Source organism: Corynebacterium tuberculostearicum (assembly GCF_022347385.1).
Taxonomy (GTDB): domain Bacteria; phylum Actinomycetota; class Actinomycetes; order Mycobacteriales; family Mycobacteriaceae; genus Corynebacterium; species Corynebacterium tuberculostearicum_M.
The window spans coordinates 69527-83819 of sequence record NZ_JAKRDT010000006.1 but is presented as its reverse complement, the minus strand read 5'-3'; the positions used below and the strand labels follow the sequence as shown (position 1 = coordinate 83819).

The 14293-nt window shown below is 59.9% G+C and carries 14 protein-coding genes; 9 read left to right on the top strand and 5 right to left on the bottom strand.

All coding sequences use genetic code 11. The annotated features are described in order from the left end of the window. The first annotated feature begins 32 nt into the window (after window positions 1–32). Window positions 33–1388 (top strand): FAD-dependent oxidoreductase, encoded by a 1356-nt coding sequence (locus tag MHK00_RS04920; protein WP_005326602.1) that lies wholly within the window; start codon window positions 33–35, stop codon window positions 1386–1388. Here the strand turns inward: MHK00_RS04920 and MHK00_RS04915 are convergent. Both MHK00_RS04915 and MHK00_RS04910 read right to left on the bottom strand, forming a co-directional pair. After that, window positions 1385–2752 (bottom strand): phosphomannomutase/phosphoglucomutase, encoded by a 1368-nt coding sequence (locus MHK00_RS04915; RefSeq protein ID WP_250410733.1) that lies wholly within the window; start codon window positions 2750–2752, stop codon window positions 1385–1387. The genes MHK00_RS04920 and MHK00_RS04915 overlap by 4 nt on opposite strands. Before the next feature lie 54 nt (window positions 2753–2806). Further along, on the bottom strand, window positions 2807–3274 hold the full coding sequence (locus MHK00_RS04910) for a DUF3499 domain-containing protein (RefSeq protein WP_150850639.1): 468 nt from the start codon (window positions 3272–3274) through the stop codon (window positions 2807–2809). A gap of 96 nt (window positions 3275–3370) precedes the next feature. Between MHK00_RS04910 and MHK00_RS04905 the strand changes: the two genes are divergently transcribed. Next, window positions 3371–3841: a metallopeptidase family protein gene (locus MHK00_RS04905; RefSeq protein WP_250410732.1), complete on the top strand. Its 471-nt coding sequence runs from the start codon at window positions 3371–3373 to the stop codon at window positions 3839–3841. Window positions 3842–3922: 81 nt separating this feature from the next. Here MHK00_RS04905 and MHK00_RS04900 read toward each other — a convergent pair whose 3' ends face one another. The 3 genes from MHK00_RS04900 to MHK00_RS04890 all read right to left on the bottom strand — a co-directional run bounded on the left by MHK00_RS04900 (window position 3923) and on the right by MHK00_RS04890 (window position 6831). Next, window positions 3923–4171, bottom strand: coding sequence for a WhiB family transcriptional regulator (locus tag MHK00_RS04900; protein WP_005528147.1), 249 nt, complete (start codon window positions 4169–4171; stop codon window positions 3923–3925). A 564-nt stretch (window positions 4172–4735) separates the two neighbouring features. Continuing rightward, complete coding sequence (gene manB / locus MHK00_RS04895; protein WP_005326610.1) at window positions 4736–5830, bottom strand: mannose-1-phosphate guanylyltransferase; 1095 nt, start codon at window positions 5828–5830, stop codon at window positions 4736–4738. A 101-nt stretch (window positions 5831–5931) separates the two neighbouring features. Next, window positions 5932–6831, bottom strand: a complete 900-nt coding sequence (locus tag MHK00_RS04890; protein WP_250410731.1) for a glycosyltransferase family 2 protein — start codon at window positions 6829–6831, stop codon at window positions 5932–5934. A gap of 124 nt (window positions 6832–6955) precedes the next feature. Here MHK00_RS04890 and MHK00_RS04885 point away from each other — a divergent pair, with 124 nt between their 5' ends. The 7 genes from MHK00_RS04885 (at window position 6956) to MHK00_RS04855 (ending at window position 14089) form a co-directional block, all read left to right on the top strand. After that, window positions 6956–8587 carry an LCP family protein gene (locus tag MHK00_RS04885; protein ID WP_250410730.1) on the top strand — a complete coding sequence of 544 codons (1632 nt, stop codon included), beginning with the start codon at window positions 6956–6958 and terminating at the stop codon, window positions 8585–8587. A 25-nt stretch (window positions 8588–8612) separates the two neighbouring features. Beyond that, window positions 8613–9275, top strand: coding sequence for a TIGR03089 family protein (locus MHK00_RS04880; protein ID WP_250410729.1), 663 nt, complete (start codon window positions 8613–8615; stop codon window positions 9273–9275). A gap of 45 nt (window positions 9276–9320) precedes the next feature. Continuing rightward, window positions 9321–9920, top strand: a complete 600-nt coding sequence (locus MHK00_RS04875) for a sulfite exporter TauE/SafE family protein (protein WP_366512261.1) — start codon at window positions 9321–9323, stop codon at window positions 9918–9920. 639 nt (window positions 9921–10559) lie between these two features. Then, on the top strand, window positions 10560–11951 hold the full coding sequence (locus MHK00_RS04870; RefSeq protein ID WP_250410728.1) for a hypothetical protein: 1392 nt from the start codon (window positions 10560–10562) through the stop codon (window positions 11949–11951). 147 nt (window positions 11952–12098) lie between these two features. Next, window positions 12099–12260 carry a glycine betaine ABC transporter substrate-binding protein gene (locus tag MHK00_RS04865; protein WP_285439605.1) on the top strand — a complete coding sequence of 54 codons (162 nt, stop codon included), beginning with the start codon at window positions 12099–12101 and terminating at the stop codon, window positions 12258–12260. 161 nt (window positions 12261–12421) lie between these two features. Beyond that, complete coding sequence (locus tag MHK00_RS04860; protein ID WP_250410726.1) at window positions 12422–13741, top strand: amino acid permease; 1320 nt, start codon at window positions 12422–12424, stop codon at window positions 13739–13741. Window positions 13742–13753: 12 nt separating this feature from the next. Then, complete coding sequence (locus MHK00_RS04855; protein WP_250410725.1) at window positions 13754–14089, top strand: YrhK family protein; 336 nt, start codon at window positions 13754–13756, stop codon at window positions 14087–14089. Window positions 14090–14293 lie beyond the last annotated feature (204 nt).

Below are 14293 nucleotides of genomic sequence, written 5' to 3'. Positions count from 1 at the left end.
CCCCGCGATTAAGAGAAAGGCATTCACGCAGTATGAATCAGTCCTTGAAGGTAGCCGTCATCGGCGCAGGTCCGGCCGGCATCTATGCCTCCGATATCTTGGTAAAAAAGACCGGCGGCGAGGTACAGATTGACCTCATCGAACAGATGCCCGCGCCCTTCGGCCTCATCCGCTACGGCGTAGCGCCGGACCACCCGCGCATTAAGGGCATTATCAAGTCCCTGCACCGCGTGCTCGATACCGAGCAGATTCGCCTGTTGACCAGCGTGCACATCGGGCGTGACATCACCGTCGACGAACTGCAGCAGCACTACGATGCCGTGGTCTTTGCCACCGGCGCCGTGGGCGACCGCCACCGCGATATCCCTGGCGCGGACTTGGACGGCGTGCATGGCGCCGGCGAGTTCGTCGGCTTCTACGATGGCAACCCGCACTTTGAGCGCGACTGGGATCTCTCCGCCAAGGAGGTGGCAGTCATTGGCGTAGGCAATGTGGGCCTTGACGTCTCCCGCATCTTGGCCAAGACCGGCGATGAGCTCAAGGTCACCGAGATCCCCGATAATGTCTACGAGTCCCTAGCCAAGAACCAGGCTGAGACCGTGCGCGTCTTCGGCCGCCGCGGCCCGGCGCAGGCCAAGTTCACCCCGCAGGAGCTCAAGGAACTGGACCATTCCGAGTCCATTAATGTTGTGGTCTCCCCCGAGGACATCGACTATGACGAGGCCTCGCTGGCCGCGCGCCAGGAGAGCAAGTCCACCGACTTGGTGTGCCAGGTGCTAGAGCAGTACGCGATTCGCGATCCAAAAGAAGCGCCACACACGCTGCAGATCCACCTCTTTGAGCAGCCGGTAGAGATCTTGGGCGAGGACGGCAAGGTCAGCGGCATCAAGACCGAGCGCACCGCGCTCAACGGCGATGGCAGCGTGCACGGCACCGGAAAGTTCACGGAATGGCCGGTGCAGGCGGTTTACTTCGCCACCGGCTACCGCTCCGATGCGGTCGATGGCGTGCCCTTTAATCAGGACAAGAACGTCATCAATAACGATGGCGGCCATGTTATCGATGCGGCCGGCGCAGTGGTACCGGGCCTCTACACCACCGGGTGGATTAAGCGCGGCCCGGTGGGCCTGATTGGCAATACCAAGTCCGATGCCACGGAGACGATTGGCATGCTGCTTGCCGACGCCGCTTCTGGCACCCTCCCCTCCCCCTCCAGCGCCGCGGATATCACCGAAGTCTTTGCCGAGCGCGGTATCGATTATCTGACGTGGCAGGATTGGCAGCGCTTGGACGCGGCCGAGCGCGCCCTAGGCGAGCGCGAGGGCCGCGAGCGTAAGAAGTTTGTGGAGTGGGAGGACATGGTCTCCCACTCGCGCGCCGAAAATTAGCGGCGGATGATGGCAAGGACCTCGTCGACGATGGACTGCACCTCGTCGGTGGTCTTTGCCTCTACGTTAAGGCGCAGCAGCGGCTCCGTATTGGACGCGCGCACGTTGAACCATGCCTCGGTTCCCTTGAGCTCGACGGTCACGCCATCGAGTTCATCGACGGACTCAATCTTATCCGCCAGCTCATCCAGTACTGCCTGGGTAGCGGCCTTCTGGTCCTCCACGGTGGAGTTAATCTCGCCGGAGGCCTCGTAGCGGGAGTATTCCGCCATGAGCTCGCTCAGCGGCTTGTCGGACTGGCCCAGTGCGGCCAGCACGTGCATCGCAGCAAGCATGCCGGAATCAGCGTTCCAGAATTCCTGGAAGTAGTAGTGCGCGGAGTGCTCGCCACCGAAGGCAGCCTTGTGCTCGGCCATCTGCGCCTTGATGAAGGAGTGGCCTACGCGGGTGCGCACCGGGGTGCCGCCCTTTTCCTTAATGAGCTCCGGCACGGTCTTGGAGGTAATCAGGTTGTGGATGATGGTAGCGCCGGGGAACTTCTCCAGGTAGCGCTCAGCCACCAGCGCACAAATGGCAGACGGAGAAACCGGCTGGCCCTTTTCATCCACCACGAAGCAGCGGTCCGCATCGCCATCGAAGGCCAAACCAATATCAGCCTTCTGATCCACGGTGAACTTCTGCAGATCCACCAGGTTCTTTGGATCCAAGGGGTTCGCCTCGTGGTTCGGGAAGGTGCCATCGAGCTCGAAGTACAAATCGCGGACGTCGAAAGGCAAGCCATCGAAGACGGCCGGCACGGTGTGGCCACCCATGCCGTTGGCGGCGTCAACGGCTACGACGAGCGGCTTGGAATCCTCCAGCGGTACCAGCTTGCGCAGGAAGTCCGCGTAGCCGGCCAGGATCTCCTGCTCGGCAATCGCGCCCTCGGTGCCGGTGAACTCCGGGGTGCCGTCGATAAGCATCTGCTTAATCTGCTCCAAGCCGGTCTCCTGGCCCACCGGTACGGCGCCGGCGCGGCAGAGCTTAATGCCGTTGTACTTGGCTGGGTTATGGGAGGCGGTAAACATAGCGCCTGCACACTCCAGGGAACCGGCGGCGTAGTAGAGCTCGTCGGTAGAGGTTAGCCCCAGCAGGGTCACGTTGAGGCCCTGCGAGGTCACGCCTTCAGCAAAAGCGCGCGCCAGAGACGGCGAGGACGGGCGCATATCGTGGCCGACTGCTACGGTATTCTCGCCTTCTTCCCGCAGGATGGCGGCAAACGCGGCGCCCGTATCGCGCACGAAGTTCTCATCGATATCTTCGCCCACCACGCCACGGACGTCATAGGCCTTAATTACTGCATCAAGATGCTCACGAGTTCGCATAACCTGCAATAGTACCCCCGCCCGCTGGGAAACTACCGCACCACGGGGTTCGTGTCAGTCCTGTTCCGGTTCCGCGGGCGTCGTTTCATCGGGCACGACCGAAAGGTGCGCGCGGCGCGCCTTTTTGGCATAAGCCACGCGGCGGGTGCGAAAGACCGGGTGATTCGAATTGGCAGGATCCGCTCCATCAAAGGTCGCGGAATAGTCGATAGGGTCTGCACCGGAGCCGGCGCTGCGGTCATCGACCAAGCCGGTGGTCACGCGGCCGTCTTCCTTGACCGCCTCTGCCAGGGCCATCAGGTCATCTTCCTCATCCAGCTCGATGCGGTCCACACGCACCAGCTCCCAACCCACAGGGGCGGAGATGCGGTCGCGGTGGGTGGCGCACAGATCCCAGCTGTGTGGGTTTTCCTCTTCCGCCAGCGGCCCAACGACGGCCGTCTGGTCCGCGTAAGCGTAGGTCAATGTCGCCACGGCGGGGCGGCCGCAGCCTGGGCGGGAGCAATGGCGAGAAATAGTCACAGCGCATAAGTCTAAACCCTTAGTTGAGATTTAGATAGTCTTCGCCCCGGCGTGGCTCCGCTAAATCCAGCCCGCCAGCACCTTAGAATCAAGGTCATGACCGCCGCTCGCCCGCATATCCGACCCGCCCGCAACCGCCACGGCCACGGCATGCGCGGACCTCTCCTCCCCCAGCAGACCCCGCGCTACCGCAGCGCGCGCGAGCACTTCGACATGGCCGTATTGGAGGCCTATGCCCCCATCCAAAACGCCTTCGCGCCACAATTGCGGGGCCTCGACTTGGCTGTAGACACTATCCCGCGCATGCGGCTTTCGCCCGATATGACCGTGCTACCGGATGAGATTATCGCCGATGGTCCAGTTCCCCTCGGCCGCGTGGTTCCCGCCGGCGTAGATTCCGAGGGCCAGCCCACCCGCGCACGCTTGGTCATCTTCCGCATGCCCATCGAACAACGCGCCTCCACCCCGTCCGAGCGCTCCGAGCTCCTGGGTACCGTTATCACCGCGCTGGTGGCCAACTACCTCAACTTGGACCCCGAAGAAGTGGACCCGCGCTATAGCTGGTAGCCCCGGTAAATTTCGCGGCGCAGCAGAAAAGCCCCTGGCCGCACATTGCGTGCTAGCCAGGGGCCTTACTGGACACCTTAATTATCCAATCTCGCGTTTGAGGCGGCGGCGCTCACGGTCAGATAGCCCGCCCCAAATACCGAAGCGCTCATCGTGCTCCAGCGCGTACTCCAAGCATTCATCGCGCACCGCGCAGGCCTGGCAGATTCGCTTGGCCTCGCGGGTAGAGCCTCCCTTTTCAGGGAAGAATGCTTCAGGGTCGGTCTGCGCGCACAGCGCCTGGTCCTGCCACTCCTGCTCGACGGCACCGAAGAGTTCATCGAGCGACATCTCTGCAGCAGCACCGCCACGGAGAATGGCGTTGTTATTAGCCATTTTGTCCACGCCTTTTCCTTTCTCCGAGGTTGGGTAATTCTCATCAGTGCGACCGACTGTACACCACATTCTCTTTGGGTAGCCCCGCCGGGATGGTGTGGAAGTAACGGCGCCGGCCGCTGTTTCTTTCACTGATGTAATTTCACACCGGATCACTAAATATCGTCAACCCGAATTGGCGGCTTCTTCGCGCTTTCCGGCAAAAACGCAGCACACGATCCCCATCCGTCACATCCGTAACAACTGATCCCCTGTGGGGGTATAGGTAGGGGGTACTACATGTAGTGGTACCCCGTTTTTCTGTCAACAATTTTCAGGAAATCCCGGCGTGTCGCGCGCACAACCCCGCAAAGAAGGGATCCATCCCTCCGCGTTCGCACTGATTCCGCACCATGTCGGCCGGTGCGGACAGGCGGGCTAGGTGCCCCCTAAAAAGAAAGACCGAACCGAGGCTCTATTTTCCTCAGTTCGGCCTATGTCAGCTGGACCTAGTGCAGCGCCCAGACCACTGCACAAGCGTTAAGCATCGGAGCTAAAACGCACGCCGGCATCGGGGATGGAAACACCGGGGAAGACACGCATGCCGTCGAGAAGCTCGCAGCGTGCACCGATGTGGGCGCCTTCACCAATGACGCAGTTCTCAATGACCGCGTTGGCGCCAATGTGGGCACCGGAGGCAATGATCGAGTTGTGGATGATGGCGCCTGGCTCAATGCGCACGCCGTCGAAGACAACGGTGCCCTCCAGGCGGGAGCCCGCGCCCACCTCGGAGCCACGGCCCACGGCAGTACCGGACAGCAGCAGCACGCCACCAGCGATGCCAGCAGAGGGATCCACCAGGGATTCACCAGTCTTGCCCTCAATCAGCGGGGAAGGCGCGATGCCGCGTACCAGGTCAGAGGAACCACGGGTGAAGTCATCCGGGCGGCCCATATCGCGCCAGTAGGAATTGTCTACGTGGCCTACAACCAAGCGGCCTTCTTCCAGGAGCCCTGGGAAGGTTTCGCGTTCCACGGAAACAACGCGGTTGGCCGGAATGGACTCGATGACGGAACGCTTGAATACATAGCAACCGGCGTTGATCTGGTTGGTGGGCGGATCCTCGGTCTTTTCTAGGAACGCAGTAACACGGCCGTTGGAGTCGGTCGGCACGCAGCCAAACGCACGCGGGTCAGCCACGTTGAGCAGGTGCATGGTGACATCGGCGTCCTTGTCATGGTGCGTGGTGAGGATGCCTTCCAGATCCATGCCGGAGAGCACGTCTCCATTGAAGACCATGACCGTGTCATTGCGCAGCTTGTCGTAGACGTTGCGGATGCCGCCGCCGGTGCCCAGCGCGGTCTCTTCCACCACGTACTCGATCTCCAGGCCCAGCTCGGAGCCATCACCGAAGTACTCCTCAAAGACCTCGGCCTTATAGGAGGTAGACATGACGACGTGCTCGATGCCGGCGGCCTTGATGCGGGCGAGCAGGTGCTGCAGGAACGGGTAGTTTGCCGTCGGCAGCATCGGCTTCGGCGTGCCAATGGTTAGTGGGCGCAGGCGGGTGCCGCGGCCGCCGACGAGAATCACTGCATCCGTGCTGGCACCGTGGGTGGTGGCTGCTTCAGTCATAGTCTTCCTTATGTATGCGGACAGTTTTATTCTGTGATTTTCTGAGGGACAGTGTAGAGCGTATGGCGCGCAATCCAGGTCAACGGCACGCGCACCGGGCCTTAAGAACGTGCCGAGGCTGAGGCAATCAGCCCGCGGACTCGCAGCCCCAGCCACAACGCGCCGCGCAGCGGGGCCTGCCACCATGCGGGGTGGCGGTCTGCCTGAAAGCGATAGGCGGAGTTGTGGTGGGCGCGCAGCATCGCTCCGGCGTGCGCTTGGGTGGAATGCCCCTTGGCGTGGCTGATGACGGCCTCCGGGCAGAAGATGTTTTGGTAGCCGGCGCGCGTGAAGCGATCTCCTAGGTCCACGTCTTCGAGGTACATGAAATAGCGCTCATCAAACCCGCCGATGGCGTCGAAGGCCTCCCAGCGCACAAGAAGGCAGGAACCGGATAACCATCCGGCCGGGCGCTGGGCGGTCATATCGGCTTCATCGCGGTAGGCGCGCGACCATGGATTGGACGGCCAGATAGAAGAAAAGAGTGCGTGCCCAATGCCGGTAGCCACGGTGGGCACGGCGCGGGCCGAGGGATAATTGCTGCCATCCGGTTCCACGATGCGCGGGCCCACGGCCGCAGCATCCGGCCACTGGCGGGCGCACTCGATGAGCTGGTCAATAGATCCCGGGGTAAAGGTGACATCGGGATTAGAGATAAGGAAAAATTCCTCATCCACGTCACCGTGCTCGCGGGCGAAGCGGGCACCCGCATTCATGCCAGCGCCGTAGCCGATATTCCCGCCGGTATCGAGAAAGTCCACCCCGGCGCGTTCGCGGGCCGCGGCCTCGGGCACGCCGTCGGTGGAGCCATTATCCGCAAGCACGACCTTGGTGCCGCGGGCGCAGGCGCCCGGCAGGGAGTCCAAAAAACTACCGAGGTATTCACCGGGACTATAGGTCACGGTGATCACGGCCAGCGGGGATTGATTTGGTGTAGTCACAATGGCCCCGAGCTTAGTCACAGGCGCTCCTCGCACTGGGCAGGGACACTGCCCGAACACGCGAAATCGGACGCGGATCACTAATTTTTGGCTTTTCTGCCCTAAACTGTCTCCAGATCCCCACCAATCTAGAAAGCCTCCACTTGTGACTTCTGAGAACACTCGCCGGGCGCGCACCATCCAGCCGGCGCCCTCTGCCGCTAGTGCGGTAAAGCAAAAAGGTTCCACGGCCATCAAGACGATCGTGGCCCTCGTGTCCGCCTTAATCCTGGTGGTATCCGGCGTGGGTTATGCCACCGTGGGCCGGCTGGATAATGGCATGTCTTCGGCCACGGACTTGTCCCTGGACGGCCAAGGCTTGTCCGGCAACTCGCTCGATGGCGCAGTGGATATCTTGCTGGTGGGCAAGGATTCGCGTACCGACGCCAAAGGCGATCCCCTCTCTGAGAAGGAATTGGCGGATCTGCACGCCGGCGTGGCCGATGGTGAGGAAAATACCGACACCATGATGCTCATACGCGTTCCGGAGGACGGTTCCCGCGCCACCGCCGTATCCATTCCGCGCGATACCTATGTCAAGGATCCGGACTACGGCAATATGAAGATGAATGCTGTCTTCGCCTCCCACAAGAACGCCAAGGAGGAAGAGCTCGAGCAGGAAAATGCCGAGGCGGAGGCTAAGGGTAAAAAGAAGCCGCACTCGGATAAGGACATCGAAAAGCAGGGCGTCGAAGCCGGCCGCGAAGGATTGCTGGCCATGGTGCGCACCCTGACCGGTGTGTCTATTGATCACTACGCCGAGGTAGGCCTGTTGGGCTTTACCCTGCTAACCGACGCCGTCGATGGCGTAGATGTCTGCCTCAACGATGACGTTGATGATGACATGTCGGGCGCTAAGTTCAGCAAGGGCAAGCAGACCCTCGACGGCGCCAAGGCGCTAGCCTTCGTGCGCCAGCGCTATAACCTCCCGCGCGGCGACCTCGACCGCATCGTGCGCCAGCAGGCCTACATGGCGTCCCTGGTCAATAAGATCCTGGACAATGACACCCTGGCTAATCCTTCCAAGCTGTCTAAGATTGCCAAGGCCGTGGAGCGCTCCGTAGTCATCGATGATGGCTGGGACATCATGGGCTTTGTCACCCAGCTCGCAGGCCTGGCCGGCGGCAATGTCACCTTCACCACTATCCCGGTGACCTCCATCGACGGCCAGGGCGATTATGGCGAATCCATCGTCACCATCGATGCCGCCGAGGTCCACCGCTTCATGGATGACCTGGCCAAGACCCACGATGAAGCCACCGATGAGTCCAAGGCCGAGGATAAGGACAAGCAGGACAAGGCGGAGAAGGACAAGGACGTCGATCCGAATATCAATATTCACGTCCTCAACGCTGGCAATATTGATGGCTTGGCCTCCGGCATCGGCTCCTGGCTGGAGGGCAAGGGATACACGGTAGAGCGCTCCGCCAATGCGCAGCCGGGCATCTACAGCGAGTCGCAGGTCGTCGCCGCCGATCCATCGAGCAAGGAAGCTAAGGCCCTGGCCAAGAAGCTGGGCGGGCTGCCGGTGGCAGAGAATCCGCAGCTCGATGATGACACCCTCATCGTGGTTGCTACCGATGACTACCAGGGACCTTCCGATGAAGAGGCCAGCGCCCAGCAGCCGGAGGAAGATAAGTCCAGCCAGCCGGTTGGCACCCCGGGCAATGACTTCGGTACCGCCAAGGTTTCCCCGGAGATTGACGCCGGCGGCGACGGCCCGCGCTGCGTGAACTAGCACTTCTCCCCTACGATGGGCGGGTATGGAACTACTCGCCCATCTTTTGCGTGCCGACGCCGCCTCCCCGCGGCTAACCGTATATAACGAGTCCACCGGTGCGCGCATGGATTTTTCCGCGCAAACGCTCGACAATTGGGTAGCCAAGATCGCCAATATGCTGGAAGAAGAACTCGACTTAGAGGAAGATTCCACCATCGCTATCGATCTCCCTTCCTCGTGGCAGGCGGCTGTTGTGGCCTTGGGCGCGCTCGCCGCCGGCCCTTCCTATAGCTTTGGCGAGTCTGCCGCGCTTGCCGACGTCGTCTTTACCTCCCCCTCCCGCTACTCGGCCGCCCACGAGCGCCAGCCGCAGGCCGACATTGTGCTCATTAGCGAGGACCCCTTTGGCCGCGGCGTCGTAGAGTCCGGCGGGGAGCTGCCCACCGGCGCCATCGATTTTGGTCCCACCGTGCGCTTCTACGGTGATCAGTACTTTGGCGAAACTCAACCACTGCCCCAGCTTGTCGATGCCCCCGCATCTGCCGAGCGCCTGCTTTCTACCGGCTGGTCCGATAATGAGTCTTTCTCCCGCGCCGTGCTCGAGCCCCTAGCCGCTGGTGGTTCCGCGGTCATCGTTGCCGGCATGTGCCCGGCCGAGCGCTTGGAGGAAATCGCCGCCAATGAGAAGGCCACCGCCCGCCTCTAATAGTTTCTGTATGCAGGCTTGGCCCAGATACACTTAACCCTCGTTATGTTTCTGGGAATCTCCGCGGACGTATGGTCCTCTCTCTTCATTGGCCTCCTCATCCTCGCTGGCACCATTACTCAGGGCACCATTGGTTTTGGCTTAGGCACCATTGCCACGCCCATTATCGCGCTCATTCGACCTGAGCTCGTGCCCACCCTCATTCTGCTGCTCGCACTGTGCATTTCCAGCTATACGCTCTCGCGCACCTTCCGCGAGACGTCCTGGCGCGTCGTCGGCATCTCTTCCCTCGCCCGCATTCCCGGTTCCTTAATAGGTGCTTGGGCAATCGCGAGCCTGTCCCCCGATGGACTGTCCATCTTCATCGGTTGCGCCGTCCTCCTTGCCATGACGCTATCCAGCTTGGGATGGAGCCCTCGCCCAACCACCGCCAATACGCTCATCGCTGGCGTAGCCTCCGGCATCTTGGGCACCTCGACCTCCATCGGCGGCCCTCCCATGGCGTTGATTATGAAGCGTTTTGATCCGAACCGGACCCGCGGCACCTTAGCGGGCACCTTCGTCCTCGGAACCTTAATTTCTCTTATAATTCTGACGTTCAATGGGCAGATCAGCGGCGCCCAGGTCACCACCGCGGCGGCCTAGTTCCCCCTAGTTGTCGTTGGGCTCATTGCCGCCAACCACCTCAATCGATTTATAGATAGGCACCTCCTCAACCGCATCGTCATCATCGTTGCCATCTCTGCGGCCCTCATGCTGATTGTCGAATCAGCCCTACTCTAGCCCCACGCGCTTTCCCTCAGAAGAAGGCCCAACAGGTTTCTGTTGCGAAACGCACCAACCTCTGCCATGTAAACGCCTATAACTTATGTCACGTAACATTCATGACAAAGCATTTTATAACCCTTCCCTACCCGCTTAAATGCAGCGTACGACGCATATTGTGACGTGTCCACAACCTTTTGGCAGGGCCCCAAACCCCTTCCAAAGGCCGCCAAAACACCCCCATATAGGGGCCCACTGCCTTCGTGTCGATTCTCGATTGTATAGACAATCATTCATCAATATTTTTTCACGCACTATCGACCGCTTAGCGGGAACAAACACCAATAAACAGATTGGTCTATATAAAAAATACCCACCCGCCGAGGTGGCAAATATATAGACATCTAAGAGATGAATTAATTCTTAGCCTGTTTTAGCGTTTTCTTAGCGCAACATTGAGAGTTGCTGGATTTCATTCATAAGTTCATTCATTTTCTACCTGCCTAGGAGAAGTTCTATATGTCGATTCGTCGTCGCATGACCGGCCTGACCGCCGGCCTCATCGTCGCCGGCACCGCATTCGCGGCACCGCTGGCTGGCGCAGCTACCCAGACCGAGTCCTACCCGGAGACCCCGGCCCTGAACCCGGATCTGCCAATCATCCACACCACCCACGGTTCCGACCACATGAAGGCGAACGTCCTGAACCCTCGCCCGGTATGTAACCCGTGGGAGGACCACCGCACCGTGGTCTACAAGGTTTCCGATCGCTTCCTACCGGCCGGCACCATCTCCACCACCAACCAGACCAAGAAGGACATCCCGCTGCAGCAGGATCTGTCCAAGTCCCAGTCCATCTCCGTTTCCGTTAACGGTGACCGCACCGAGACCACGTCCATGAACCTGGGCGGCAAGGGCTCCCACAAGGGCGCAGAAGGCTCCGCAGGCATCTCCCACGAGATCGCTACCAAGATTGGCGCTAGCGCTTCCTACTCCCTGTCTTGGGAGGCTGGCCAGTCCATTGGACCTTACGACGTTCCGCCAAACCACACCGGCGAGGCTACCTACGGCTTCCGCGTGCTGAACATGACCGGTACCCAGCAGTACTGCAAGCCGAACGGCACCTGGTCCACCCCGACCGCATGGAACGCAATGCAGCCGGTAAAGAACGAGGTTCGCGTCAAGCTGTACGACAAGCTGTCTGACTCTTACGCTCCTAACAAGGACGCTCAGAACACCACCGACGTCAACGACCCGAAGGTTGTGGAAGAGGACAAGAACCTCGAGGCTGACGCAGAGGTAATCAAGGACTCCGAGGGCAACGCCAAGGAAGCAACCGAGAAGGTTTCTGAGGCAGAGGGCAAGAACGAAGAGGCTGCTGACAAGAAGAAGCAGGAAGAGGTTGACGCCAAGGAGGACAAGAAGGACTCCAAGCACAAGCTCGACCTGGAGCCTTACATGACCGTTTCCGGCGCTAAGCACGCTGGCTTCGCAGGCACCGTCGCAGTCCGTGCCAAGAACGTTGGCTCTGAGCGCTACTACGGCGAGTTCCCAGCTACCCAGTTCCGCGTTGACGTGAAGACCGCTAAGGGCCCGAAGGGCGTTGACCGCCTCATCACCCCGCGTTCCTCCAACGGCGCTCACATCCGTGACCTGGGCTTCAACGAGAAGACCTCCACCCGCTCCTTCGAGGTAACCCTGGCTAACCCGATTAACGCTGGCGAAGAGGCTCGCATCGCAAACCTGGACTTCGGCGATGGCAACACCAAGGAAGGCCGCATCATCAACAACATCGAGGTAACCCAGACCTCCCGCATCAAGGGTGATGACTCCAAGCACAACGACCAGAACGTTGACTCCCGCGAGCACACCATGAAGGACACCGGCAAGAAGGCTGAGGGCCTGTTCTAAGAACTCCCCACTTCTGTCCTAGGGACACAGTTTCCTAGCCAGTCACTTCAAAAGGCCGCTGCACCATCAAACGGTGCAGCGGCCTTCCTTCATGTTCCCCCTCCCCATACACGTCATCACTCCGCTCCAGATGCTCCCACCGAGGCCCTGGACGAGCACCCAGAGATTGAAGAGCTCTTCGCTCCTCTTTCGCAGTTGCTTACCGACGAAAAGATGCAGGACCTCAACGCCCGCGTCGACGTCGATGGCGAGGACTACACCACCGTAGCGCTGGACTTCTTAAAGGAAGAAAACCTGATCGCGGACTAGCTGCGGAAACTTAACAAGATTCCCAAAGACCGTTGCACCACCCTCGGTGCGGCGGTCTTTAACATTTATTTAACTTAGATCACAAATTTGCTTTCGTTCGCCAAAACCTTCAGATAGATTGTGTATGTTACCCCATTCACAAACACTGGAGGATGAATTCTATGTCTCACACGACTGCGAATGCGCCCGCTTCACCAGCCAGCCCACCCACCACTGGCGGTGCAGGTACTTCACCCAGCGGCCAGGTGACCACTAATAAGGCCGTCAATAGCCAATGGACCATCACGCTCTTCGGCACTGCCGTGGGCGCAGGCATCCTCTTCCTGCCGATTTCGGCCGGTAGCTTCGGTTTCATCCCGCTGCTGGTGGCCACCCTGCTCATCTTCCCGATGACCTACTTAGCCCACCGCGCGTTCTCCTGGATCATTAGCTATTCCCCGCTACACGGCGAGGACGTCCTCGCGGTACTCACTCACTTCTTCGGCCGCGGCAATGGCATCATCCTGGCAATCATCTACTGGTTCACCATCTTCCCGGTGGTACTTATCTACGGCGTATCGATTACGAATACGGTCGATAGCTTCATCGTTAACCAGCTGGGCGGCCCGGAAATTTCCCGCTACATCCTGGCGCCACTGTGCGTGGGCCTCATGACACTTGCGCTCGCCTTTGGCAACGCCATCATGCTCAAGATTGCCCAGTTCGTGGTCTACCCGCTCATCGTGGCGCTCGCAGCGGTATCGCTCTACCTCATCCCACAATGGGACTTGGGCTCCTTCCTGGAAGCCGGCGACCACAGCGCCGGCGGCGTCCTCAAGGCCATCATCCTCATCCTTCCAGTCTTGGTCTTCTCCTTCTCCTTCGTCGCCGCCATCTCCCAGTTCTCCCTGGGCATGGAGAAGGAGTACGGTGCGGACCACCACGCGCAGTCCGATAAAGTCATCCGCAACTCCGCCATCCTGCTGACCATTTTCACCATGTTCTTCGTCTGGTCCTGCGCCCTGGCCATGGGCGCGGACGGCATGCAGGAGGCTAATGACAAGAACCTGCCGGTACTCTCCTACTTCGCCAACGAAACCGGCACGCCGTTTATGGCCTACATGGCGCCCATCGTCGTGATCTGTGCGGTGGCCTCCTCCTACTTCGGCCACGCACTTGGCACCATCGAGGGCACCCAATACCTCTTCAACCTGGCCGCGCCAAAGGCCACGAAGAAGATGTCTACGCGCACGCTCGACCTGTGGACCTACCTCTTCATCTTTGTTTCAACCTCCCTGGTGGGCATTTTCAACCCCTCCATCCTGGATATGATTTCCGTCGTGGGCGGCGTCTTCTTCGCCTTCATGACCTACCTGCTGCCCATCTGGGTCATCTACCGCGTGGAGGCATTGGCGCGGTTCCGGAGCAATAAGACCAACTATTTCGTGGCGATCATGGGTCTTATCGTGCTCTTTGCCACCATCTGGGGAATGTTCCAATAATCCCACTAAAACATGGTTCGACAAGGCCTTTTCCTCTCTGGCAGGGTGGGAGACATCAAGTCAGTACAGGAAAAGGACCCCGACCTAAAGATAAAGCTCGGGCAGAACAACGAAATCAAAATTAAAAACAAGTACGAGACGTTTTCCATCGCCAATGACATCGCCATCTCTGTGGTCTTCATCCTTGGCTCAGTGCTGACACTGGCCGGCATGTCAATGGTCGCCACCGTCTTCTACCTTCTCGGCAGCCTGGGCATGGCAGCCCGCCCAGCCATCCGCTTGAAGCGGCGCACGCACCTGCAGCGCATTGGAGCGGATGCCAATACCGCCGAAAGCTACGACTACTAGGCGCAATGGGCAGACGCGGCTAACAGTAAACTTTCAGCAACTCGCAGCGACCTATCAGGCGCAACCCATTGCAGTAGCAGCCCCGTACCCCATACTTAAATCATGCGTTTGAGAGAGCGCATACGAGAGAGATAGAGAGAACCCCTCAGTTTCCAGAGGGCGGCTTTAAGCCGAGACATGGGAACACCTTGTAGAGAGAGACGC

Coding starts and splice junctions, on each gene's coding strand:
- MHK00_RS04860 (WP_250410726.1), top strand. CDS start 12,422: ATGTCTCACACGACTGCGAATGCGCCCGCTTCACCAGCCAGCCCACCC.
- MHK00_RS04880 (WP_250410729.1), top strand. CDS start 8,613: ATGGAACTACTCGCCCATCTTTTGCGTGCCGACGCCGCCTCCCCGCGG.
- MHK00_RS04915 (WP_250410733.1), bottom strand. CDS start 2,752: ATGCGAACTCGTGAGCATCTTGATGCAGTAATTAAGGCCTATGACGTC.
- manB (WP_005326610.1), bottom strand. CDS start 5,830: ATGACTGAAGCAGCCACCACCCACGGTGCCAGCACGGATGCAGTGATT.
- MHK00_RS04855 (WP_250410725.1), top strand. CDS start 13,754: ATGGTTCGACAAGGCCTTTTCCTCTCTGGCAGGGTGGGAGACATCAAG.
- MHK00_RS04870 (WP_250410728.1), top strand. CDS start 10,560: ATGTCGATTCGTCGTCGCATGACCGGCCTGACCGCCGGCCTCATCGTC.
- MHK00_RS04905 (WP_250410732.1), top strand. CDS start 3,371: ATGACCGCCGCTCGCCCGCATATCCGACCCGCCCGCAACCGCCACGGC.
- MHK00_RS04920 (WP_005326602.1), top strand. CDS start 33: ATGAATCAGTCCTTGAAGGTAGCCGTCATCGGCGCAGGTCCGGCCGGC.
- MHK00_RS04875 (WP_366512261.1), top strand. CDS start 9,321: ATGTTTCTGGGAATCTCCGCGGACGTATGGTCCTCTCTCTTCATTGGC.
- MHK00_RS04900 (WP_005528147.1), bottom strand. CDS start 4,171: ATGTCGCTCGATGAACTCTTCGGTGCCGTCGAGCAGGAGTGGCAGGAC.